The organism is Geodermatophilus sp. SYSU D00698, assembly GCF_054050335.1.
In genome coordinates, this window is sequence record NZ_JBJGZD010000035.1 from 1 (window position 1) to 22,402 (window position 22,402).

Annotated in this window: 25 protein-coding genes; 6 read left to right on the top strand and 19 right to left on the bottom strand. The window is 74.1% G+C overall.

The genetic code is table 11. The features are described 5' to 3' along the window. The first annotated feature begins 176 nt into the window (after nucleotides 1–176). Nucleotides 177–722, top strand: a complete 546-nt coding sequence (locus ACI8AB_RS21620; RefSeq protein ID WP_456951825.1) for a class F sortase — start codon at nucleotides 177–179, stop codon at nucleotides 720–722. A gap of 64 nt (nucleotides 723–786) precedes the next feature. On the opposite strand, the gene ACI8AB_RS21625 is transcribed toward ACI8AB_RS21620, so the two are convergent. The 3 genes from ACI8AB_RS21625 to nucS form a co-directional block, all read right to left on the bottom strand. Then, nucleotides 787–1,095: a hypothetical protein gene (locus tag ACI8AB_RS21625; RefSeq protein ID WP_387992508.1), complete on the bottom strand. Its 309-nt coding sequence runs from the start codon at nucleotides 1,093–1,095 to the stop codon at nucleotides 787–789. 1 nt (nucleotide 1,096) lies between these two features. Next, the gene (locus tag ACI8AB_RS21630; RefSeq protein WP_456951826.1) at nucleotides 1,097–2,878 is read right to left on the bottom strand and encodes a 3-hydroxyacyl-CoA dehydrogenase family protein; all 1,782 of its coding nucleotides are present in this window, start codon (nucleotides 2,876–2,878) and stop codon (nucleotides 1,097–1,099) included. A gap of 158 nt (nucleotides 2,879–3,036) precedes the next feature. After that, entirely contained in the window at nucleotides 3,037–3,708 is a 672-nt protein-coding gene (gene nucS, locus ACI8AB_RS21635; protein WP_387992502.1) for an endonuclease NucS, read from the bottom strand. Between the two features lie 65 nt (nucleotides 3,709–3,773). On the opposite strand from nucS, the gene ACI8AB_RS21640 reads away from it, so the two are divergent. After that, complete coding sequence (locus ACI8AB_RS21640) at nucleotides 3,774–4,610, top strand: hypothetical protein (protein ID WP_456951827.1); 837 nt, start codon at nucleotides 3,774–3,776, stop codon at nucleotides 4,608–4,610. 7 nt (nucleotides 4,611–4,617) lie between these two features. Here the strand turns inward: ACI8AB_RS21640 and ACI8AB_RS21645 are convergent, their stop codons facing one another. After that, entirely contained in the window at nucleotides 4,618–5,391 is a 774-nt protein-coding gene (locus tag ACI8AB_RS21645) for an enoyl-CoA hydratase-related protein (protein ID WP_456951828.1), read from the bottom strand. A 59-nt stretch (nucleotides 5,392–5,450) separates the two neighbouring features. Here ACI8AB_RS21645 and ACI8AB_RS21650 point away from each other — a divergent pair, with 59 nt between their 5' ends. Beyond that, entirely contained in the window at nucleotides 5,451–6,176 is a 726-nt protein-coding gene (locus tag ACI8AB_RS21650; RefSeq protein ID WP_456951829.1) for a YqjF family protein, read from the top strand. A gap of 60 nt (nucleotides 6,177–6,236) precedes the next feature. Continuing rightward, nucleotides 6,237–7,433, top strand: coding sequence for a sensor domain-containing phosphodiesterase (locus ACI8AB_RS21655; RefSeq protein WP_456951830.1), 1,197 nt, complete (start codon nucleotides 6,237–6,239; stop codon nucleotides 7,431–7,433). 18 nt (nucleotides 7,434–7,451) lie between these two features. Here the strand turns inward: ACI8AB_RS21655 and ACI8AB_RS21660 are convergent, their stop codons facing one another. Further along, entirely contained in the window at nucleotides 7,452–9,470 is a 2,019-nt protein-coding gene (locus tag ACI8AB_RS21660; protein ID WP_456951831.1) for a protein meaA, read from the bottom strand. Between the two features lie 126 nt (nucleotides 9,471–9,596). Here ACI8AB_RS21660 and ACI8AB_RS21665 point away from each other — a divergent pair, with 126 nt between their 5' ends. After that, nucleotides 9,597–9,929 carry a hypothetical protein gene (locus ACI8AB_RS21665; RefSeq protein ID WP_456951832.1) on the top strand — a complete coding sequence of 111 codons (333 nt, stop codon included), beginning with the start codon at nucleotides 9,597–9,599 and terminating at the stop codon, nucleotides 9,927–9,929. Between the two features lie 16 nt (nucleotides 9,930–9,945). Here ACI8AB_RS21665 and murA read toward each other — a convergent pair whose 3' ends face one another. After that, complete coding sequence (gene murA, locus ACI8AB_RS21670) at nucleotides 9,946–11,232, bottom strand: UDP-N-acetylglucosamine 1-carboxyvinyltransferase (RefSeq protein WP_456951833.1); 1,287 nt, start codon at nucleotides 11,230–11,232, stop codon at nucleotides 9,946–9,948. Nucleotides 11,233–11,289: 57 nt separating this feature from the next. On the opposite strand from murA, the gene ACI8AB_RS21675 reads away from it, so the two are divergent. Next, the gene (locus ACI8AB_RS21675; RefSeq protein ID WP_456951834.1) at nucleotides 11,290–11,892 is read left to right on the top strand and encodes a cob(I)yrinic acid a,c-diamide adenosyltransferase; all 603 of its coding nucleotides are present in this window, start codon (nucleotides 11,290–11,292) and stop codon (nucleotides 11,890–11,892) included. A gap of 9 nt (nucleotides 11,893–11,901) precedes the next feature. Here the strand turns inward: ACI8AB_RS21675 and ACI8AB_RS21680 are convergent, their stop codons facing one another. The 13 genes from ACI8AB_RS21680 to ACI8AB_RS21740 form a co-directional block, all read right to left on the bottom strand. Continuing rightward, nucleotides 11,902–12,303, bottom strand: coding sequence for a DUF2550 domain-containing protein (locus tag ACI8AB_RS21680; protein WP_456951835.1), 402 nt, complete (start codon nucleotides 12,301–12,303; stop codon nucleotides 11,902–11,904). A 31-nt stretch (nucleotides 12,304–12,334) separates the two neighbouring features. Next, nucleotides 12,335–12,724, bottom strand: coding sequence for a F0F1 ATP synthase subunit epsilon (locus ACI8AB_RS21685; protein ID WP_387992473.1), 390 nt, complete (start codon nucleotides 12,722–12,724; stop codon nucleotides 12,335–12,337). 153 nt (nucleotides 12,725–12,877) lie between these two features. Further along, entirely contained in the window at nucleotides 12,878–13,087 is a 210-nt protein-coding gene (locus tag ACI8AB_RS21690; RefSeq protein WP_456951836.1) for a hypothetical protein, read from the bottom strand. 297 nt (nucleotides 13,088–13,384) lie between these two features. Then, nucleotides 13,385–14,821: a F0F1 ATP synthase subunit beta gene (atpD, locus tag ACI8AB_RS21695; protein ID WP_387992467.1), complete on the bottom strand. Its 1,437-nt coding sequence runs from the start codon at nucleotides 14,819–14,821 to the stop codon at nucleotides 13,385–13,387. Nucleotides 14,822–14,885: 64 nt separating this feature from the next. Continuing rightward, nucleotides 14,886–15,854, bottom strand: a complete 969-nt coding sequence (locus tag ACI8AB_RS21700; RefSeq protein WP_387992464.1) for a F0F1 ATP synthase subunit gamma — start codon at nucleotides 15,852–15,854, stop codon at nucleotides 14,886–14,888. Between the two features lie 3 nt (nucleotides 15,855–15,857). Next, nucleotides 15,858–17,489 (bottom strand): F0F1 ATP synthase subunit alpha, encoded by a 1,632-nt coding sequence (atpA, locus tag ACI8AB_RS21705; RefSeq protein ID WP_456951837.1) that lies wholly within the window; start codon nucleotides 17,487–17,489, stop codon nucleotides 15,858–15,860. 56 nt (nucleotides 17,490–17,545) lie between these two features. Then, entirely contained in the window at nucleotides 17,546–18,364 is an 819-nt protein-coding gene (locus tag ACI8AB_RS21710) for a F0F1 ATP synthase subunit delta (protein WP_456951838.1), read from the bottom strand. Then, nucleotides 18,364–18,948 (bottom strand): F0F1 ATP synthase subunit B, encoded by a 585-nt coding sequence (locus ACI8AB_RS21715; RefSeq protein ID WP_387992455.1) that lies wholly within the window; start codon nucleotides 18,946–18,948, stop codon nucleotides 18,364–18,366. Before ACI8AB_RS21715 ends, ACI8AB_RS21710 begins: the two co-directional genes overlap by 1 nt. Before the next feature lie 46 nt (nucleotides 18,949–18,994). Next, nucleotides 18,995–19,222: an ATP synthase F0 subunit C gene (gene atpE / locus ACI8AB_RS21720; RefSeq protein ID WP_387992453.1), complete on the bottom strand. Its 228-nt coding sequence runs from the start codon at nucleotides 19,220–19,222 to the stop codon at nucleotides 18,995–18,997. Nucleotides 19,223–19,317: 95 nt separating this feature from the next. Then, entirely contained in the window at nucleotides 19,318–20,148 is an 831-nt protein-coding gene (gene atpB / locus ACI8AB_RS21725; protein WP_387992450.1) for a F0F1 ATP synthase subunit A, read from the bottom strand. Then, complete coding sequence (locus ACI8AB_RS21730) at nucleotides 20,145–20,471, bottom strand: AtpZ/AtpI family protein (RefSeq protein WP_456951839.1); 327 nt, start codon at nucleotides 20,469–20,471, stop codon at nucleotides 20,145–20,147. The genes atpB and ACI8AB_RS21730 overlap by 4 nt, the downstream gene beginning before the upstream one ends. Before the next feature lie 13 nt (nucleotides 20,472–20,484). Continuing rightward, nucleotides 20,485–20,961: a hypothetical protein gene (locus ACI8AB_RS21735; protein ID WP_387992445.1), complete on the bottom strand. Its 477-nt coding sequence runs from the start codon at nucleotides 20,959–20,961 to the stop codon at nucleotides 20,485–20,487. After that, nucleotides 20,958–22,262 carry a glycosyltransferase family 4 protein gene (locus tag ACI8AB_RS21740; protein ID WP_456951840.1) on the bottom strand — a complete coding sequence of 435 codons (1,305 nt, stop codon included), beginning with the start codon at nucleotides 22,260–22,262 and terminating at the stop codon, nucleotides 20,958–20,960. The genes ACI8AB_RS21735 and ACI8AB_RS21740 overlap by 4 nt, the downstream gene beginning before the upstream one ends. Nucleotides 22,263–22,402: the final 140 nt, after the last annotated feature.

Consider the following 22,402-nt stretch of genomic DNA (forward strand, 5'->3'; position numbering starts at 1 on the left):
GGGTGGGGGGGGGGGGGGGGGGGGGGGGGGGGGCGGGGCCGGGGCGCGGCGGCCCCCCGGCGCCGCGCCCCGGGCCGGCCGCCCGCCACCGCGCACGCCGGTCCCGGCACCGCGCGGCCCGGAGCCGCGCGGGCCTGCTGCGGCCGGCGCTGGCCGTCCTCGCCCTCGCCGCGGGGGTGGTCGCCCTGCGGGGGCCGGCCGCTCCCCCGCCGGCCGCCGCCGGCACGCCGACCGCCACGGTCTCGGGGCCGGTCGTGCTCGCGCAGCGGTCGCCTCCCGCGGCCGCCCCGCCGGTCCGGGTGCGGGCGCCGGGCATCGGTCTCGACAGCGGGCTGGTCGACCTCGGCCTCGACACCACCGGCGCGCTGGCGGCCCCGGCCGACCCGGCGGCGGCCGGCTGGTACACCGGCGGCCCGGCGCCGGGTGACGTCGGCCCGGCGGTGCTGGCCGGGCACGTCGACTCCCGCAGCGGCCCGGCGGTCTTCTGGCGCCTGCGCGAGCTCGCCCCCGGGGACGAGGTGCTCGTCGACCGCGCCGACGGCAGCACCGTCGCGTTCACCGTCACCCGGGTCGAGCGGCACCCGAAGGACGCCTTCCCCACCGCCGCCGTGTACGGGCCGACGGCGGACGCCCAGCTGCGGCTGGTCACCTGCGGCGGCGACTTCGACCGCTCGGCGCGCAGCTACGAGGACAACGTCGTCGTCTTCGCGACCGCGAGGTGAGGGACCGGCCTCCTCGCACGGGCCCGCCGCGGGCCTGCGAGCGGTGGGGCGAGGAGGTCCTCCGTCAGCGGCGGCGGTCGCGGGCCTGCCAGCAGGCGGTGTGCCAGTGACGGCGCAGGTCGGCGGCGGAGTCGGTGTCCCAGGGCTCCAGGTCCGAGTCGCGGGCGTAGGCCGGCCAGCTGACCACGTGCGGCGTGCCCGGCCGGATCTCCTGGTCGCAGCCCGGGCAGCGGTAGGGCTTGGTGCTCGCCGCCCCGGTCAGCCGGCGGACGACCCAGTCGCCGTCGGCGGCCTCCTCGACCTCCTCGCTCCGACGCGCGAGCGGGGGGCGGCCGGCCGGCCGCCCCCCGCTGCGTCGTCCCCTCCGGGGCACCTCAGCGCCGGGAGTAGTCCCGGAACCCGCGGCCGGTCTTGCGGCCCAGGTAGCCGGCGGTGACCAGGTGCTCGAGCAGCGGCGCGGGCGCGAACCCGGGCTCGCGGAACTCGGTGTACAGCTCCCGCTCGATGGCCAGCGACACGTCGAGACCGACGACGTCGAGCAGCTCGAACGGGCCCATCGGGTAGCCGCAGCCGACCTTCATGGCGGCGTCGATGTCGTCGGCGGTCGCGTAGTGCGCCTCGAGCATCTTCACCGCGTCGTTCAGGTACGGGAACAGCAGCGCGTTGACGATGAACCCGGCCCGGTCCGTGCAGGACACCGCGTGCTTGCCGAGCTGCGCGCAGACCGCGTGGGCGGTGGCCGCGACGTCGGGGGCGGTGGCGATGGTGCTGACCACCTCGACCAGCTTCATCACCGGCGCGGGGTTGAAGAAGTGCAGGCCGACGACGTCGGCGGGGCGCTCGCTGGCCTTGGCGCACTCGATGACCGGCAGGCTCGACGTCGTCGTGGCCAGCACCGCGCCGGGCTTGCAGATCTCGCCGAGGTTGGCGAACAGCGCCTGCTTGGTGGCCAGGTGCTCGACGACGGCCTCGATGACCAGGTCGACGTCGGCGAGGTCGTCCAGCGACGCCGTCCCGGTGACCCGGGCGAGCACCTCGTCCCGGCCGGCCTCGTCGAGCCGCCCGCGCGCGACCTGCTTGTCCAGCGACCTGCGCAGCGCGGTGTGCACGGCCTCGACCTTGTCGAGGGTGCGGGCGACGAAGACGACCTCGTAGCCGCCCTTGGCGGCGACCTCGACGATGCCGGTGGCCATCGTCCCGGAGCCGACGACACCGATCCTCGACACCGGGCGGGCGCCCTCGGCGGCGCCGCCGGTGGCCGGGGTGCGCTCGTCGGGCACGACCTCGGCGGAGCCGGGCGCGGCGTAGGTGTAGAAGCCGCGGCCGGACTTCCGGCCCAGCAGGCCCGCGGTCATCATCTGCTTGATGACCGGGCTGGGCGCGTGCAGCCGGTTGCGCGACTGCTTGTACATCGTGTCGAGGATCTCGTAGGCGGTGTCGATCCCGATGAGGTCCATGAGCGCGAGCGGGCCCATCGGCAGGCCGCAGCCCAGCCGCATGGCGGCGTCGATGTCCTCGCGGCTGGCGTAGCGGTTCTCGTACATGGAGACCGCGTGGTTGAGGTAGCCGAACAGCAGCGCGTTGGCGATGAAGCCGGCCTTGTCGCCGATGGTCACGTCGACCTTGCCCAGCCGCTCGGCCAGGGCCTCGACGTCCTCGATGACCGCGGGCTCGGTGACGACGGTCCGCACGACCTCGACCAGCTTCATGACCGGCGCCGGGTTGAAGAAGTGCATCCCGATGACCTTGCTCGGCCGGCCGGTGGCCACCGACAGCTCGGTCACCGACAGGCTGGAGGTGTTGGTCGCGAGGATGGTGTCCGGCGGGCAGATCTTGTCCAGCTTCGCGAACAGCTCGGCCTTGAGCTCCATCCGCTCCGGGACGGCCTCGATGACCAGCTCCGCGACGGCGAGGTCCTCCAGCGACGTGGTGAAGCGGATCCGCCCGAGGATCGCCTCGCGCTCGGCCTCGTCGAGCTTGCCGCGCGCCACCGCCTTCCCGGTGGACTGCTCGACGTGCCCGCGGCCGCGGGCCAGCGCGTCGTCGCCGACCTCCACGGCCGTCACGGACAGGCCCGCGCGGGCCAGCACCTCGGCGATGCCCGCACCCATGGTGCCCAGGCCCACCACGCCGACCTCGGTCAGTTCTCTGGCCACGCTGCCATCTCCTCCCGTGCGTTGACCGGGGCAGTCTCCCACCCGGACGGCCCGCGTCCGCTACCGGCCGGTAGGTCCCTCCCCGGCCCCGTCCCGGGTCCCGCCCCGAGCCTGCGCAGGGTGGGGAGGACGGGGTCCTCACGCGGTGGGTGGCGGTCTCAGAACAGGCGCTGGGTGGGGTCGTCGGTGCCCTTGAGGACGGCGTAGTCGACGGTCACGCACTCGATGCCGCGGTCGCCGGCGAGCACCCGCGCCTGCGGCTTGATCTCCTGCGCGGCGAACACGCCCTTGACCGGGGCCAGCAGGGGGTCGCGGTTGAGCAGCTCGAGGTAGCGGGTCAGCTGCTCGACGCCGTCGATCTCGCCGCGCCGCTTGACCTCCACGGCGACGGTGCGCCCGTCGGCGTCGCGGCAGAGCAGGTCGACCGGGCCGATCGCCGTCGGGTACTCGCGGCGGACCAGCGACCAGCCCTGCCCGAAGGTCTCCACGTGCAGCGCGAGCAGCCGCTGCAGCTCGGCCTCGACGCCGTCCTTCTGCAGGCCGGGGTCCACGCCCAGCTCGTGCGCGGAGTCGTGCTCGACCGACTCGATGGTGATGACCAGCTGCTCACCGGCCTTGTTGGTGACCGTCCAGGTGCCGGACCCGTCGACGAGCTCGTCCCGGAGCGTGCACGGCGGGCTCATCCAGTTCAGCGGCTTGTAGGCGCGGTCGTCGGCGTGCACCGACACCGAGCCGTCGGCCTTGACCAGCAGCAGCCGCGAGGCCATGGGCAGGTGGGCGGTCAGCCGCCCGATGTAGTCGACCGAGCAGCGGGCGATGACCAGACGCACGGGGGCCGACGGTACCGGTCCGGTCACGACGGGAACCGCCGAGCCGGGTCGCGCGTCGCAGGACCGTGACGACGACGTCGACGGTGCGCGCGGCCGCGCTGCTGGCCGGTGCGCTGGCGCTGGCCGGGTGCGCGCAGGACGGGACCGACGCCGCGGCGCCGTCGCCCGACCTGCTGCCCGCGGGGCCCGTGCTGCAGGTCGAGCAGACCGGCGGTTTCGTGCCCCCGGAGGACCTGGCCACCCGCCTGCCGCTGGTCACCGTCTACGGCGACGGCCGGGTGTTCACCGAGGGCCCGCAGATCGAGATCTGGCCGTCGCCCGCGCTGCCGAACGTGCAGGTGACCGAGGTCGGCGAGGCCACCGTCCGCGACCTGCTCGACCGCGCCGTCGACGCCGGGGTGACGCAGGACGCCGACCTCGGCGAGCCGCCGGTCGCCGACGCGCCCACCACCCGCATCACCCTGACCACCGGCGAGGGCACCGCGGTCCGCGAGGTGTACGCCCTGGCCGAGACCCCCGACGGGTCGCTGACCCGGGAGCAGGCCGAGGCCCGCGGGCGGCTGCAGGACCTCGTCGACCAGCTCACCGGCCTGACCGCCGCGGGCCCGGCGGAGTCCTACGTGCCGCAGACGGTCGCCGCGGTGGTGCAGCCCCACACCGGCGGCGACCCGGAGTTCCCCCAGCCCGACCTCGCCTGGCCGGGTCCCGGGCTGCCCGGCACGCCGCTGGGCGCCGGGCTGACCTGCGTGAGCGCCACCGGGCAGCAGGCGGCCGACGTGCTCGCGGCCGCCGCGACGGCGAACGTGCTCACGCCGTGGGCCACGCCCGACGGCGCCCGCTGGTCGATCGCGTTCCGGCCGGTGCTCCCGCACGAGACCGGCTGCGCCGACCTGACCGGGTGACCCGGCCTCAGTCGGTCCAGGCCGGCGGGCGCTTCTCCAGGAACGACCGCATGCCCTCGCGGGCGCCGTCGATCTGGCTGGCCGACGCCATCACCTCGACGGCGACGGCGTAGGCGTCCCGCTCGGTCCGGTCGAGCTGGGCGTACATCGTCCGCTTGCCCCACGCCTTGCTCGCCCGCGAGCCGCGGGTGGCCCGGGCCACGAGCTCGTCGACGGCGGCGTCGAGCTCGCCGTCGGGCACGACCCGGTTGACCAGCCCCCAGTCCAGCGCGGTCCGCGCGTCGATGACGTCGCCGGTGAGCGCCAGCTCCATCGCCCGCTTGCGGCCGACGTTGCGGGCGATCGCCACCATCGGCGTGTGGCAGAACCAGCCGGCCTTCCCGCCCGGGGCGGCGAAGCCGGCCGACTCGGCGGCCACCGCGAGGTCGCAGGAGGCGACCAGCTGGCAGCCCGCGGCGGTGGCCAGGGCGTGCACCCGCGCGACGACGACCTGCGGCACGTCCTGCAGCGTCTGCACCAGCTCGGTGCACAGGGCGAGCAGGCTGCGGACCTCGGTCACCGGCCGGTCGACGACGTCCCGGAAGTCGTGCCCGGCGCTGAACACCGGCCCCTCCGCGCCGAGGACGATGGCCGCCGCGTCGCTGCCGCCGGCGTCGGTGACGGCGGCCAGCAGCTGGGTGAGGTGGTCGCGGGACAGCGCGTTGCGCCGCTGCGGGCGGCACATGGTGATGCGGACGACGTCGCCGTCGCGCTCGACGCGGGGAGCTCCCTCGGCGGTCACGTGACCGACCTCACCACGGGTGGCCGGTCGGGGGCAACGCGGCTGGGGACGCTGGAGGGGTGGACGCCGAGGAGGTCACCGACACCGCGCCCCGCGCCGCCGGGCGGACGCTGTTCACGCAGGGCTGGCGGGACGTCGCCTTCCTGCACTGGGCGGTCGACCCGGACGTCGTCGCGCCGCTGCTGCCGCCGGGCACCCGGCCGGACACCACCCCGGACGGGCGCAGCTGGGTGGGGCTGGTGCCCTTCCGCATGCGCCGCATCGGCGTCCTCGGCTCGCCCGGCCTGCCCTACGTCGGCTCGTTCCTCGAGACCAACGTGCGCCTGTACTCCGTGGACGGGGAGGGCCGGCGCGGCGTCGTCTTCGCGTCCCTCGACGCCGAGCGGCTGCTCCCGGTCCTGGTCGCCCGCGCCGCGGGGCTGCCCTACCTGTGGTCGCGGATGCGCCTGACCCGCGACGGCGACCTGCTGGCCTACACCAGCCGGCGGCGCTGGCCCGGGCCGCGCGGCGCCGGCGGCCGGATCGAGGTGCGGGTGGGTCCGCGGCTGGAGCGGCCCGGGCCGCTGGAGCGCTTCCTCACCGGCCGCTGGGGGCTGCACCAGACGAGCCGGGGCCGCACGCGCTACTGGCCCAACGAGCACCCGGCCTGGCCGCTGCACCGCGCCGAGCTCCTGACCTGGGACGGCGACCTGCTCGCCGCGGCCGGGCTGCCCGGCGTCGGCGGCCCGCCGGACAGCGTGCTGTTCTCCCCCGGCGTCGACGTCCGCTTCGGCCCCCGGGTCTGACGCACGGAGCCGTTCCGCAACCCCCTGGGCAAGACGGCGCACAGCCGCGACACTGCCCGGGTGGGAGCACCGCAGCCCGTGGCGACCGCCGGCCCGACGACCGACGACGCCGACGGGGACTGGGTGCACCGCCTGCTCGACCTCGCGCGCGCCCGGCTCGGGATGGACGTCGCCTGGCTGTCGGTGTTCACCGAGGACCGCCAGGAGATCGCCTCGGCCACCGGCGAGCTCGGCGCCATGAACGTCTCCGAGGGCATGTCGATGCCGCTCGAGGAGTCCTTCTGCGTGCGGGTGCTGTCGGGCCAGCTGCCGCCGGTGGTCACCGGCGCCGACCGCAACCCGGTCACCCGCGAGCTCGCGGTCACCCGGCAGCTGGGGATCGGCTCCTACGTCGGCGCCCCGGTGCGCGGCGAGGACCGGCGCCCGCTCGGGATGCTGTGCTGCATCAGCCGGGACGCCGGCGAGCAGCTGGACGGCTCGTCGGTGCGGACGGTGGAGATGCTCGCCGAGCTGATCGGCGAGCGGCTGACCGCCGAGGAGGCCGCCCAGACCGAGCTGGCCGCCCGGCACGCGCGGGTCTGCGACGTCCTGGAGCGGCGCGCGGTGGAGGTGCACGTCCAGCCGGTCGTCGACATGCACAGCGGCACCGTCGTCGCGCACGAGGCGCTGTCCCGCTTCCCCGGCAGCGAGGGCGGCCCGGCGACGCTGTTCGCCGACGCCGCGGTCGTCGGCCTGGGCGTGGAGCTGGAGCTGCTGGCCGTGCACGCCGCGCTGGAGGCCGGGGACCGGCTGCCGCGGGGCCTGCGGCTGGCGGTCAACCTCTCCCCCGAGGCGCTGCTCGCCCCCGAGGTCGGCGAGGCGCTCCTCGAGGGCGTCCGGCGGACGGCGCTGACCGTGGAGATCACCGAGCACAGCCCGATCGCGGACTACGGGCCGGTCCTGGGCGCGCTGGCGCCGCTGCGGGCGGCCGGGATCCGGCTCAGCATCGACGACGCCGGCGCCGGCTACGCGAGCCTGCGGCACATCCTGCGGCTGCGGCCGGACACCATCAAGCTCGACATCGCGCTGGTCAGCGGGGTCGACGTCGACCCGGCCCGGCAGGCGATGACCGCGGCGATGGTGGCCTTCGCCGCCGACACCGGCGCCACGCTGGTGGCCGAGGGCATCGAGACCACCGCCGAGCGCGACGCCCTGCTCTCCCGCGGCGTCCGCTACGGCCAGGGCCACCTGTTCGGCCGGCCGGCGCCGATCGCGTGAGCGGCGCCGGCCGGCGGCTCAGACGGAGGCGGGCACCCGCTCGTCCAGGCCGTTCGCCTCGCGGACCACGTCCACGACCTGGCCCATGATGTCGGTGAGCCCGAAGTCCTTCGGCGTGAACACCCGGGCCACGCCCTGCTCGCGCAGCCGGCGGGCGTCGCTGTCGGGGATGATCCCGCCGACGACGACCGGGACGTCGTCCAGGCCGGCCTCCTGCAGGCCCCGCAGCACCGCCGGCACCACCTGCAGGTGCGAGCCGGAGAGCACCGACAGCCCGACGACGTGCACGTCCTCCTCGATCGCGGCCGACACGATCTGCGCGGGCGTGAGCCGGATGCCCTGGTAGACCACCTCGAAGCCGGCGTCGCGGGCGCGGACGGCGATCTGCTCCGCGCCGTTGGAGTGCCCGTCGAGGCCGGGCTTGCCGACCAGGAACCGCAGCCGCCCGCCGAGCTCCTCGCCGGTGGCGCGCACCCGCTCGCGGACCCGCGCCAGCGTCTCGTCGGCCTCGCCGCCGCCGGTGGCCGCGGCGACGCCGGTGGGGGCGCGGTACTCGCCGAACACCTCGCGCAGCACGCCCGCCCACTCCCCCGTCGTCACGCCCGCCCGGGCGCACCGCAGGGTCGCCTCCATGAGGTTGACGTCGCTGCCGGCGGCCTCGCGCAGCGCGGCCAGCGCGGCCTCCACCGGCGCCGGGTCGCGCTCGGCCCGCCACTTTCGAACCGCCTCCTGGGCGGCGTTCTCGACGGCGGGGTCGACGACCTGGATGGCGGCGTCGAGGTCGGCCAGCAGCGGGTTGGTCTCGGTGCCCTCGAACCGGTTGACGCCGACGACGACGTCCTCGCCGTTCTCCATCCGGCGCCGGCGCTCGGCCAGCGAGGCGACGAGCTGCCCCTTCATGTAGCCGGACTCGACGGCGGCCACCGCCCCGCCCATCTCCTGCACCCGGGCGATCTCCGCACGGGCGCCCTCGACCAGCTCGGACACCTTCCGCTCCACGACGACCGACCCGGTGAACAGGTCGTCGTACTCGAGCAGGTCGGTCTCGTAGGCGAGCACCTGCTGCAGCCGCAGCGACCACTGCTGGTCCCACGGCCGGGGCAGGCCCAGCGCCTCGTTCCACGCCGGCAGCTGCACCGCGCGGGCGCGGGCGTCCCGGGACAGCGTGACCGCGAGCATCTCCAGCACGATCCGCTGCACGTTGTTCTCCGGCTGCGCCTCGGTCAGGCCCAGGGAGTTGACCTGCACGCCGTAGCGGAAGCGGCGGTGCCTGGGGTCCTGCACGCCGTAGCGCTCCTGCGTCAGCTCGTCCCAGAGCTGGGTGAAGGCGCGCATCTTGCACATCTCCTCGACGAAGCGGACGCCCGCGTTGACGAAGAAGGAGATGCGCGCGACCACCTCGCCGAAGCGCTCCCGCGGCACCTGGCCGGAGTCGCGCACCGAGTCCAGGACGGCGATCGCGGTGCTCATCGCGTAGGCGATCTCCTGCACCGGCGTCGCCCCGGCCTCCTGCAGGTGGTAGCTGCAGATGTTGATCGGGTTCCACTTCGGCATCGCCGTCACCGTGTAGGCGACCATGTCGGTGATCAGCCGCATCGAGGGCCCGGGCGGGAACACGTAGGTCCCCCGCGACAGGTACTCCTTGATGATGTCGTTCTGCGTCGTCCCGGCGAGCTGCGCGACGTCGTGCCCGTGCTCCTCGGCGACCGCCTGGTAGAGCGCGAGCAGCCACATGGCGGTGGCGTTGATCGTCATCGACGTGTTCATCTCGTCGAGCGGGATGCCGTCGAACAGCGCCCGCATGTCGCCGATGTGCGTCACCGGGACGCCGACCTTGCCGACCTCACCGACGGCGAGCTCGTCGTCGGGGTCGTAGCCGGTCTGCGTCGGCAGGTCGAAGGCGACCGACAGGCCGGTCTGCCCCTTCGCCAGGTTCCGGCGGTAGAGCGCGTTGGACTCGGCCGGCGAGGAGTGGCCGGCGTAGGTGCGCATGACCCAGGGACGGTCGCGCTCCTTCGGCGATGAAGGGAACGGCATGCCAGCGGAGTGTAGGGGTGTTACCGGCCAGTAGCAGCACCGGTCCGGGAGCCCCGCGGTGGCACACTCGGTCGTGTGCGACCGGGCCGGGAGAGGCCCGGACGCCGCCCGCCGAGGGGAGGCGCCGTGCTGCAGCCGGGCAGTCTGAGCTACATCGCCGGACCGGTCATCGCGATCGTCGTCATGGTGCTGCTGGCTCTCTTCATGCGCTGGGCCTTCGGCGGGAGCTCCACCGGGAGCGTGCGCCGGCGCCGTCCCCCACCCACCGACGACGGTCTGCTCACGCGGGTCGCCACGCTGTCCCGCCGCGAGTCGGCGCTCGCGCTGCGCGCAGTGCTCTCCGACGCCGGGATCCGCTCGACGGTCCGCTTCCCCGAGGCGCACCGCGCCGACGTGCTGGTCTTCCCCGAGGACGCCGCCCGTGCCCGGGCGCTCGCGTCCTCCTTCCCCGCGGCGTAGCCCCCTCCCCGCGGGCTCAGAGGTCGCTCGGGCGCTCGACGCGCTCGATCTGCACGCCCAGGCCGCGCAGCTGCTCGACGAAGTCGGGGTAGCCGCGGTCGACGTGGTGCACGTCCTGCACCTCGGTGACGCCGTCGGACAGCAGCCCGGCCAGCACCAGCCCGGCGCCGGCGCGGATGTCGGTGGCCACCACGGGCGCCGACGACAGCCGCTCCCGCCCGCGCACGACGGCGTGGTGGCCGTCGATGCGCACGTCGGCGCCCAGGCGCACCAGCTCGTTGACGAACATGAACCGGCCCTCGAACACGTTCTCGGTGATCAGCGCCGTGCCGGTGGACACCGCGGCCAGCGCGACCGCCATCGGCTGCAGGTCGGTCGGGAACCCGGGGAACGGCAGCGTGACGACGTCGACCCCGCGCGGCCGCTCGTCCATGGCGATCCGGACGCCGTTCTCGACGACCTCCACGGTGGCGCCGGCGCTGACCAGCTTGTCCAGCGGGACGGCGAGGTGGTCGGGGACGGCCCGCTCGACGACGACGTCGCCGCGGGTCATCACCGCGCCGATCGCCCACGTCCCGGCGACGATGCGGTCGGGCACCGTCGAGTAGGTCACCGGCGACAGCGCGTCGACGCCCTCGACGGTGAGCGTGGAGGTGCCCGCGCCGTCGATGCGGGCGCCCATCGCGGTCAGCATTGAGCAGATGTCGACGATCTCCGGCTCGCGGGCGGCGTTGTCGATGACCGTCGTCCCCTGGGCCAGGACCGCGGCCATGAGCAGGTTCTCCGTGGCGCCGACCGACGGGAAGTCCAGCCAGATCGAGGTGCCCACCAGCCGCGGCGCGGAGGCGACGAGGAAGCCGTGCTCGCTGTGGATCGAGGCGCCGAGCCGCTCCAGGCCGGAGATGTGCATGTCCAGCCCACGGGAGCCGATCGCGTCGCCGCCGGGCAGCGCCACCCGGGCGCTGCCGCACCGGGCGACCAGCGGGCCGAGCACGCTGATCGAGGCGCGCATCTTGCGGACCAGGTCGTAGTCGGTCTCGGTGGCGGGGTCCTCCGGCACGTCGACGACGACCCGGCCGCCGCCCCCGGGCTGCCCCGAGCGCTCGTAGCCGACGCCGCAGCCGAGCCGGCGCAGCACCTCGCTCATGATCGCGACGTCGAGGATGTCGGGGACCTCGTCGATCGTCGTCCGCCCGGAGGCCAGGAGCGCGGCCGCCATGAGCTTGAGAGCGCTGTTCTTCGCCCCCGTGACCCGTACCCGGCCCCTGAGGGCGGTGCCGCCGGTCACCTCGAAGCACTGCACCCGACCACCCTACGGCGCGTGCGCGGGCGGCTCCGGGCAGCGTCCTAGGCTCGGCCCATGACGGTCCGGCTCACCCGCATCTACACGAAGACCGGTGACGCCGGGCAGACGCACCTGGGCGACATGAGCCGGGTGGCCAAGACCGACCCGCGGCTGGTCGCCTACGCCGACGTCGACGAGGCCAACAGCGTGCTCGGCGTGGCCCTGGCGCTGGGGGCGCCGTCGCCCGAGCTGGTCGAGCTCGTGCGCAGCGTGCAGAACGACCTGTTCGACGTCGGCGCTGACCTGTCCACGCCCGTGGTGCCCGACCCCGCGCACCCGCCGCTGCGGGTGACCGCCGCCTACACCGAGCGGCTGGAGGCGGCCTGCGACGAGCACAACGAGGCACTGCCGACGCTGACCAGCTTCGTGCTGCCCGGCGGGACGCCGCTGGCGGCGCTGCTGCACCAGGCGCGGGTGGTCGTCCGGCGGGCCGAGCGCAGCGTGTGGGCGCTGCTGGAGGCCGACGGCGAGCGCACCAACCCGGAGACCGCCCGCTACCTCAACCGGCTCTCGGACCTGCTGTTCATCCTCGCCCGCGAGGCCAACCCCGGCGGCGACGTGCTGTGGGAGCCCGGGGCGCACAGCGGCGTCCACGCCCAGCGGGCCGCGCGGGGCTGACTCAGGCCCCTAGTGCACGGGCGGGGCCGACTCCACCCACGAGAGGAACCCCGTCACCGTGGAGGGGTCCATGGCCAGCTCCTTGCGGCCGGCGCCGGTGGCGCAGGTCAGGACGACGGCGTCGTCGGGCAGGGCGACGTCGTCCCGGCCGGGGGGCCGCCGGCCCTCGACCTGCACCTCCGTGCGGCACAGCCGCTGCTGCGGGCGGACCGACAGCGACAGCGCGCGGTACCAGAGCAGCGCCTCTCCCCCGTACCAGGCGACGCCCACCGACCACCGGGAGCTGCCGGCCGGGCGCAGCCACATCGTCACCGCGCCGAGGCCGGAGAGCAGCAGCCGGCGGCGGATGAGGAAGGCGACCACCAGGACGACGACCAGCACCCCGGCGAGGACGAGCAGGGCGGTGGTCACCGTCGGCCGGGGCGGGCGCGGTCCGGTCGGGTCAGTCGGCCTGTCCGGCGGCCCGCAGGCGGGACTGGGCGCGGCGGGCGGCGGCGAGGGCCTCGGGGTCGTCGCCGGCGGACTCGGCGCGGCGCAGCGCCTCGCGGGCCCGCTCGACGTCGATCTCGGAGGAGATCTCCGCGGTCTCGGCGAGGATGGACACGCCCTTGGGCGTCACCGACAGGAAGCCGCCGTGGGCGGCGACGACCATGTCCGGGCCCTCGGTCGTCCGGACGGTGACGACGCCACCGGGGGCGAGCTCGCCGAGCAGCGGGGCGTGGCCGGGCAGGACGCCGATCTCGCCCTCGGTCGTGCGGGCGATGACCATGCTCGCCTCACCGGACCAGATGGTCCGCTCGACGGCCACCAACTCGACCTGCAGGGTCGCCACGACACTCCTCCGGGTCCACCGACGGGCGGTGCTGGGACGCCGGCCGGGGAACGGGCACGGCGACGGTCGTCGCCCACTCTAGCCGCGGGACCCGCACCACCCGGCGCGGGCCGCCCGGCGGTCACCCGGCCGGGCGGCGGACCCGGTCCTCCGTCAGGCGGCGCGACGGTAGAGCAGGGTCCAGCGGCCGACGCGGACCCACGGGTGGCGCACCGTCGAGGCGGGTGCCCACTCCTCGGTGTCGTAGGCGATGTCGTGCACGTGCGGTACGGACGTCGGCGGCCAGGTCCACCCGGGATCGGCGGTCCCGGCCGGCAGCCGGGTCACCGTGCCGTCGGTGCTGGTCGCATCCAGCCACTCCATGGTCTTCTCCCACACCGCGCGTCCGGTCCCTCCGGGCGCCACCTGTCCGATCAGCAGCAAGGCTCCCGCTCTGGAGGTGCACCCGGAAGGCACCTGCCCACGAGCGCGGGTGCGTCAACCCCCTGGCGCGCCACGCCCTGGCCGGTCCCGACCGTGTGTGACCGGTCCTTCACACCAGGGGGACCCGGACGCACGACGGCCGGGCGTCCCCGCAGGGACACCCGGCCGTGACGTGGTGTGGCCCCGTCCAGAGGCTCACCCCGAGTGGGCGAGGGGTGAGGAGGACGGGGTCCTTCCTCAGCCGCGCTTGAGCTTCTCCGCGTTGCGCTCGAGGTCCTCGAGCCCACCGCACATGAAGAAGGCCTGCTCGGGCACGTGGTCGTAGTTGCCCTCGGTGAGCGCCTTGAAGGCCTCGAGGGTCTCCGACAGCGGCACGAACGAGCCGGGCTGACCGGTGAAGGCCTCGGCCACGAACATGTTCTGCGAGAGGAACCGCTCGATCCGCCGTGCGCGCTGCACGGTGACCTTGTCCTCCTCGGAGAGCTCGTCGATGCCGAGGATCGCGATGATGTCCTGCAGCTCCTGGTAGCGCTGGAGGATCTGCTTGACCGTCTGCGCGACCTGGTAGTGGTCCTGGCCGACGTACTGCGGGTCGAGGATCCGGCTGGTGGAGTCGAGCGGGTCGACGGCCGGGTAGATGCCCTTCTCCGAGATCGGCCGGGAGAGCACCGTCGTCGCGTCGAGGTGGGCGAACGTGGTGTGCGGCGCCGGGTCGGTGATGTCGTCGGCGGGCACGTAGATCGCCTGCAGCGAGGTGATCGAGTGACCCCGCGTCGAGGTGATCCGCTCCTGCAGCTCGCCCATCTCGTCGGCGAGGGTCGGCTGGTAACCCACGGCGGAGGGCATGCGGCCCAGCAGCGTGGACACCTCGGACCCGGCCTGGGTGAACCGGAAGATGTTGTCGATGAAGAGCAGCACGTCCTGGTTCTGCTCGTCGCGGAAGTACTCCGCCATCGTCAGCGCCGACAGCGCCACCCGCAGCCGGGTGCCCGGCGGCTCGTCCATCTGGCCGAAGACCAGCGCGGTGGACTCGATGACGCCGGACTCGGTCATCTCGGTGATGAGGTCGTTGCCCTCGCGGGTGCGCTCGCCGACGCCGGCGAACACCGACACGCCACCGAACTCCTGGGCGACCCGCCGGATCATCTCCTGGATCAGCACGGTCTTGCCCACGCCGGCACCGCCGAACAGGCCGATCTTCCCGCCGGCCACGTACGGGGTGAGCAGGTCGATGACCTTGATGCCGGTCTCGAGCAGCTCGGTGCGGCCCTCGAGCTGGTCGAACCGCGGCGCGTGCCGGTGGATCGACCAGTGCGGGGCGTCGGCGCCGTGGCCGGGGGCGTCCAGGCAGTCACCGAGGGCGTTGAAGACGTGGCCCTTGGTGACGTCGCCGACCGGCACGCTGATCGAGGCGCCGGTGTCGCTGACCGCGGCGCCGCGGACCAGGCCGTCGGTGGGCTGCATGGAGATGGTGCGGACCACGTTGTCGCCCAGGTGCTGGGCGACCTCGAGGGTCAGCGTCTTGCTCAGGTCGGCGAGCGCGACGTCGACCCGGAGGGCGTTGAACAGGTCGGGCATCGCGTCGCGCGGGAACTCGACGTCGACGACCGGCCCGGTGACCCGGACGACGCGGCCTGTCGCCTGGGTGGTCGGACGGTCCTCGGTGACGGTCATGAGGGGGCTCCTCGGTCAGGTGGATCGGAGACCCGACCCCCGCCTCGGGCGGGGGCCGGGGTGGTCAGTCGTCGGCGTTGGCTGCGACCAGCGCGTCGGCGCCACCGACGATCTCGCTGATCTCCTGGGTGATCTCGGCCTGGCGCGCCTGGTTGGCCTGGCGGGAGAGGCTCTTCGCCAGCTCCTCGGCGTTGTCCGAGGCCGACTTCATCGCCCGCCGCCGCGACGCCGACTCCGAGGCCGCGGCCTCGAGCAGCGCCGCGTAGATGCGGGTGGTGACGTACTTCGGCAGCAGCGCGTCGAGCAGCGCGTCGGGCGAGGGCTCGAACTCGTACGAGGTGGGGACCCCGGAGTCGCCGGTGCGCCCGGCCTCGCGGTCCTCCCGCTCGAAGTCGAACTCCTCGACCTCCTCGACCTCCAGCGGGGCCAGCCGCTTGGCGACCGGGACCTGCGCGAGCAGCGACCGGAACTCGGTGTAGACGATGTGCAGCTCGTCCACGCCGGCCACGCCGTCAGGACCCGCGCCGTCGGCGTCGTCGGCCCCGGCGGTGAACGCGTCGATGAGGACGCGCCCGACCTCCTGGGCGTCGGTGTAGGCCGGCTGCTCGGAGAACCCGGTGAAGGTCTGCACCACCGGCCGGTTGCGGAAGGAGTAGTAGGTCTCCCCCTTGCGGCCGATGACGTAGACCTGCGGCTCCTTGCCCTCCTGCCGCAGCAGCGACAGCAGCTCCTCGGTGCGCCGCAGCACGTTGACGTTGTACGAGCCGGCGAACCCGCGGTCGGAGGTGACCACCAGCACCGCGGCCCGCCGGGTCGACTGCCGCTCGGTGAGCAGCGGGTGCTCGAGCGAGGCGGACGACGCCAGCGCGGACAGGACCCGGGTGATCTCCCGGGCGTACGGCTTGGACGCCTCCACCCGGGCCTGGGCGCGCACGATGCGGGCGCCGGCGATCAGCTCCTGGGCCGAGAAGATCTTCTTCGTCGACTGGGTGGAGCGGATGCGGCGCCGCAGCGCGCGAAGGGAACCGGCCACCGGTCAGGCCTTCTTGACCTGGACGCGCTCCTGGCCACGCTCGGACGCGTCCATGGCCTCGGCCTCGGGCTCGTTGACCAGCGAGGTGCCGTCGGAGGTCGTGAACTGCTGGTAGAAGCTCTCGACGGCGCGCTCGAGGCTGCTCACCGCGTCGTCGCCGAGGGCCCGCGAGGTGCGGATCTCGTCGTAGACGCCGCTCTCGCCGCGGCCGATGTAGTCGAGGAACTCCGACTCGAACCGGCGGACGTCGGACACCGGCACGCGGTCGAGCTTGCCGGTGGTGCCCAGCCACAGCGAGACGACCTCGCGCTCGACCGGGTACGGCTGGTACTGGCCCTGCTTGAGCAGCTCCACCAGGCGCTGGCCGCGGTCGAGGGTGGCCCGGCTGGAGGCGTCCAGGTCCGAGGCGAACGAGGCGAACGCCTCGAGCTCGCGGTACTGGGCCAGGTCCAGGCGCAGGCGGCCGGCGACCGACTTCATCGCCTTGATCTGCGCCGAGCCGCCGACCCGGGACACCGAGATGCCCACGTTGATGGCCGGGCGGACACCGGAGTTGAACAGACCGGTCTCGAGGAAGATCTGCCCGTCGGTGATCGAGATGACGTTGGTCGGGATGTAGGCCGACACGTCGTTGCCCTTGGTCTCGATGAGCGGGAGACCCGTCATCGACCCGGCGCCCAGGTCGTCGGAGAGCTTGGCGCAGCGCTCCAGCAGCCGGGAGTGGAGGTAGAAGACGTCACCCGGGTACGCCTCGCGGCCCGGCGGGCGGCGCAGCAGCAGCGAGACGGCGCGATAGGCCTCGGCCTGCTTGGACAGGTCGTCGAAGACGATCAGGACGTGCTTGCCCTCGTACATCCAGTGCTGACCGATGGCCGAGCCGGTGTAGGGGGCGATGTACTTGAAGCCGGCGGCCTCCGACGCGGGAGCGGCGACGATGGTCGTGTACTCCATCGCGCCGGCCTCCTCGAGGGAGGCGCGGATCGCCGCGATCGTGGAGCCCTTCTGGCCGACGGCGACGTAGATGCAGCGGACCTGCTGCTTCGGGTCGCCGGTCGCCCAGGCCGTCTTCTGGTTGATGATCGTGTCGAGCACGATCGCCGTCTTGCCGGTCTGGCGGTCGCCGATGACCAGCTGGCGCTGCCCGCGGCCGATCGGGGTCATGGCGTCGATGGCCTTGATCCCGGTCTGCAGCGGCTCGTGCACCGACTTGCGCTGGACGACGGTGGGGGCCTGCAGCTCCAGCGCGCGGCGGCCGGTGGTGGCGATCTCGCCGCCGCCGTCGATCGGGTTGCCGAGCGGGTCGACGACGCGGCCGAGGTAGCCGTCGCCGACCGGCACCGACAGGACCTCGCCGGTGCGGCGGACCTGCTGGCCCTCCTCGATGCCGGCGAAGTCACCGAGGATGACGACGCCGACCTCGCGGACGTCGAGGTTCAGCGCGAGGCCGCGGACGCCGCTCTCGAACTCGAGCAGCTCGTTGGTCATGACCGAGGGCAGGCCCTCGACCCGGGCGATGCCGTCGCCGGCCTCGGTGACGATCCCGACCTCCTCCCGGGACACGTCCGGGGAGTACTCGGTGACGTAGTTCTGGATGGCACTGCGGATCTCGTCTGCGGAGATCGTCAGCTCGGCCATGGCACGCGTCCTCTTCCCTGCTGGGTCGTGCTGTCTGTGGTCTGGGGTGGGGCGGGTCAGCCGGCGAGCCGGCGGCCGGCGGACTCGAGCCGGTTGGCGATGCTGCCGTCGATGACCTCGTCACCGACGCGCACGACCAGGCCGCCGAGCACCTCGGGGTCGACCGTCACCTGCAGGCCGATCGTCCGCCCGTAGATCCGGCCGAGCACGTCGCGCAGCCGCTGCTCCTGCGTCGCCGTCAGCGGCACCGCCGTCGTGACGTGGGCGACCGAGCGGCCGCGCCGGGCGGAAGCGGCCACGGACAGCCGCTCGACCCTGTTCTCCGCGTTACCGACGTGCCGGACGGTCAGCGAGTTCCGCAGCAGCTGCTCGGTGACCGGGCTGACCCGGCCCGACAGGAGCCGGTCGAGCAGCGCCGCGCGCCCCTCGGCCGGTGCCGAGTCGTCGGAGAGGATGCGGGACAGCCCCGGGTCGCCGCCGACGATCCGCCCGAAGCGGAACAGCTCGTCCTCGACACCCTCGAGCTCGCCACGCGCCTCGGCGGCGTCCAGCGAGGCCTCGGTGGCCAGGGTCTCGGCGGCCTCGACCAGGTCCAGCGGCCGCGACCACCGCTGGCGGGCGACGGTCTCGACCAGGTCGACGGCGGCCTCGGAGACCCGCCCGCCGAGGATCCGGCGGGCCAGTCCGGCCCGGTCGGCCGGCTTGGCCGCCGGGTCGGACAGGGCCCGGCGCAGCGCGACGTTGCCGTCGAGCAGCCGCGCGACGGCGAACAGCTCGTCGGCCAGGGCCAGCAGGCCCGGGCCGGCGGCACCGGCCGTCGTCGCGGCGAGGCGCTCGCGGCTGACCGCGAGCGCCTCCCGGCTGGAGGCGTCCATCAGCGGTCGCCGCCGGGGACGAACACCGTGCTGCCGGTGCGGCCGTTGCCCGCCGCACCGCCGGCCATGCCGTCGAGCTGGTCGAGGAACCGGTCGACGGTGCCGCGGCGCCGGGCCTCGTCCTCCAGGGACTCCCCCACCACGCGGCCGGCGAGGTCGACGGCCAGCGTGCCGATCTGGCCGCGCAGCTCGTTGATGACCGACTGGCGCGAGCTGGCCAGCTGCTCCTCGCCGCGGGCGACGATGCGCGCCGACTCCTCCTGCGCCTGGGCCCGCAGCTCCTCGAGGATCTGCTGGCCCTCGGCCCGGGCCTGGTCCCGGATCTGCGCGGCCTCGGTGCGTGCCTCGGCCAGCTGGGCGCGGTACTGCTCCAGCGCGGCCTTGGCCTCGGCCTGCATGGCCTCCGCCCGCTCGATGCCGCCCTCGATGGCCTCGCGGCGGGCCCGGAAGACCTGCTCGAAGCGCGGGGCGATGAACCGGAAGAAGACCAGCATGACGATCGCGAACGCGATCAGCCCGATGACGATCTCGCCCAGCGGCGGGATCAGCGGGTTGTGGGCTTCCTCCGCTGCGAGGATTCTCATGGTCTCAGTGTCCCTGTCTCAGTCGGTGCCGGCCCGCGGGCGCGGATCAGGTGCCGAAGACGAAGGGGACGACGAAGCCGATGAGCGCGAGCGCCTCGGAGAGCGCGAACCCGAGGAACGCGTAGGTACGGGTCAGGCCGGCCGACTCGGGCTGCCGGGCGGTGGCCTGGATGTAGGCGGCCCACACGATGCCGACGCCGATGCCCGGGCCGATGGCGGCGAGGCCGTAGCCCACGGAGCCGATGCTGCCGGACAGCTCAGCCAGAAGATCCATGACGGGGTGTTCCTCCTGTGTCGTCGCCCGGTGTCTCCGGGCGGCTTGCGGGGGTCTTGGGGGTGGTGCGGTCCGGGAGGTGCGCGCTCAGCCGGTCAGTGCTCGGCCTCGATCGAGCCGTTGAGGTAGGTCCCCATCAGCACGGTGAAGACGTAGGCCTGCAGGAAGATGACCAGCAGTTCGAAGAAGGTCATGACGATCGCCATCAGCGCCGAGATCGGGCCGAAGACGATCGAGAAGTTGTCCCGGCTGAACAGGTAGACCGCGCCGAGGGAGAAGACCACCAGCAGCATGTGGCCGGCGAACATGTTCGCGAAGAGCCGGACGGCGAGCGTGAAGGGCCGGACGATGAAGTTCTGCAGGATCTCGATCGGCGTGACCAGGACGTACATCGGCTTGGGCACGCCGGGCAGGAACAGGATGTCCTTGAAGTAGCGGCCGGCGCCCTGCTCGCGGATGCCGATGTAGATGTAGAGCACCCAGCAGATGCCGGCGAGGACCAGCGGGAACGCGAACCGCGACATGGGAGAGATCTGCGCCAGCGGCAGGATCGCCATCAGGTTGTTCGCGAGGATGAAGAAGAACAGCGACGCGAGGAACGGCGCGAAGGGGATCCCCTTGGGGCCGACGACGTCGCGGGCGATCCCGTCCCGGACCAGCGAGTAGCCGCTCTCGCCGATGAACTGCATCTTGCCCGGCACGATCTGCGGCCTGCGGACCGTGAGGACCATGAAGACGAGCATCGCCAGCGTGGCGAACCACAGACCGAGCGTGATGCGCGTGATCTCGAAGTCGATGCCGAGCAGCGAGAACTCGGCGAGGGGCTCCGGGTAGAACTCGCTCAGGCCGGGGGCCTGGAAGCCGTCGCCGGACCCGCCGCCCTCGGCGGCGAGCACGTCCGTGAGCGCGAGGGCGCTGGAGGTCACCGTGGTCCCTTCTGCGTCCTGGGCCGGCTCCGTCGTCCGCCCGGGGGGTTGCCCTGCTCGGGTGCACCAGGGTCTGGTGGCAGCCCGCCGAACCGTTTGACGACCAGGTAGATGGCCGCCGAGATGCCGAGGAGGATCCCGACCGGCAGGAACACCCGCGTGTCCAACCACCGGTCGAGCAACCACCCGGCACCGCCCCACACGGCCATCCCGGAGATCATGGTCCCGATGACGGCCCAGCCGGTCTCGGCACCGCTGCCCCGAGGGGCTGGTCGCGCAGGTCGGGGCCGGGGCTCCCCACGGGTGGGGTCGTCCTCGGCCATCGCCGGGACACTATCAGCCGGGCGTGGGGGCGCCTCCCGGTGCCGGGGGGACCGTCGCCTGACCGGGTGGCGCGGGCGGCGTGACGTAGTACAGCGGGCGGGTCCAGACCCACCGCAGCTGCACGCCGCTCCACAGCAGGGCCCCCACGACCACCGCCCACGCGAGGGTCCGCCGGTCGAGCCAGCCGTCCTCCGGCAGCGCGTTGAGGATGCCGAACAGCACGACCGCCTTGACGAAGAAGGTGCCCAGCGCGGCCGGCAGCGTGAAGGTGTCGTCGACCCGCCCGGCCCAGGCGATGACCACACCGGAGAGCACGAAGAACGCCGTCACGACCAGGGCTCCGACCAGCACCCCGACCGCGTCGGCCCACCCGGCGACCAGCCCGGCCACCAGCGCGGCGACGACGGCGACCGTGCCGGTGACCAGCGTGCCGACCTTGAGGAACGACAGGTCCCACGGGACCTGCGGGGCCGGGCGGGGCGCGCTCACCGCAGCCCCTGGCCGGCGCCGGCCGCACGGGGGGCGGTCGGGGTCGGCGGCGCGGGGGCAGGTGCGGCGGCCGGCACCGGGGGCGCCGCGGGCGTCGCCGGCTCCGGGGACCGGCGCCCGGCGCGGTGCGCCCGCGCGGTCGGGTGGGCGGCGCGGCTGCGGCGGCGCTGCTCGGCGATCTCGGCGGCCCGGGCCTCGCGGGCGGCACGCCGGGCGTGCGGGGCGAGGACGACGACGACACCCACGACGAGCAGCACCCCGATCACGACGAGCAGCTCGACCGTCCCGCCGGTGACCGACAGGGCCACCGCGCCGAAGGACAGGAGAGCCGCCCAGAAGTACATGGTCAGCACCGCCCGGCGGTGCGAGTGTCCGATGGACAGCAGCCGGTGGTGCAGGTGCATCTTGTCCGGCGAGAACGGCGACTGCCCGCGCCGGGTGCGGCGGACCACCGCGAGGAGCAGGTCGACGAACGGGATGAAGAGCACCGCGATCGGCACCAGCAGCGGCAGGGCCAGCGGCAGGAGGCTGGCCGCGGAGTCGAAGGACTGGGCGTCGACCCGGCCGGTGGCGCTCACCGCGGCGGCCGAGAGCATCAGCCCGACGAGCATCGACCCGGAGTCGCCCATGAAGATGCGCGCCGGGCTGAAGTTGTGCGGCAGGAAGCCCAGGCAGGCGCCGGCGAGCACCGCCGTCACGAGGGCCGGGGCGCTGGCGACCTCGTCGTAGCCGACCCGGCTGAGGTTGTAGCTGTAGGCGAAGAAGGCCAGCGCCGCGATGGCCGAGACGCCCGCGGCCAGCCCGTCGAGGCCGTCGATGAAGTTGAGCGCGTTGACCGTGAGGACGGTCAGCAGGATGGTCAGCGGCACGCCGACGTCCGGGCCGAAGGAGATGGTCCCGATGTCGGCGACCGGCAGGAACAGGAACGCCAGCTGGACACCGAGCAGCACCATGACGCCGGCGGCGGCGATCTGGCCGGTGAGCTTGGTGAGCGCGTCGAGGCCGAACTTGTCGTCGAGCACGCCGAGCAGGCAGATGAGCCCGCCGGCGACGAGGACGGCGGCGGTCTGCGAGTCGTCGAAGGTGCGCTGCAGGGCGGGCAGCCGGGTGGCCACCAGCACCGCCGCCGCGACCCCGAGGTACATGGCCACGCCGCCGCCGCGCGGGGTGGGGATGACGTGCACGTCGCGCTCGCGGGGGGCGGCCATCATCCGCAGCCGCACCGCCGCGATCCGCACCACCGGCGTGGCCAGGAAGGTGACCAGGCCCGCGGTCAGCAGGACGACGGCGTACTCGCGCACGGCTCAGCCCCCGTGCGGACCGCGCGCGGTCCCGGCCGGGCGCGCGGCGGGCGTGCTCATCGCGACGGGGCTCCCGGGGGCGAGGCGGCGGGCGGACGGGGCTGGCGGTACCCCCACGGTATCCCCCCGTCACCGGACGG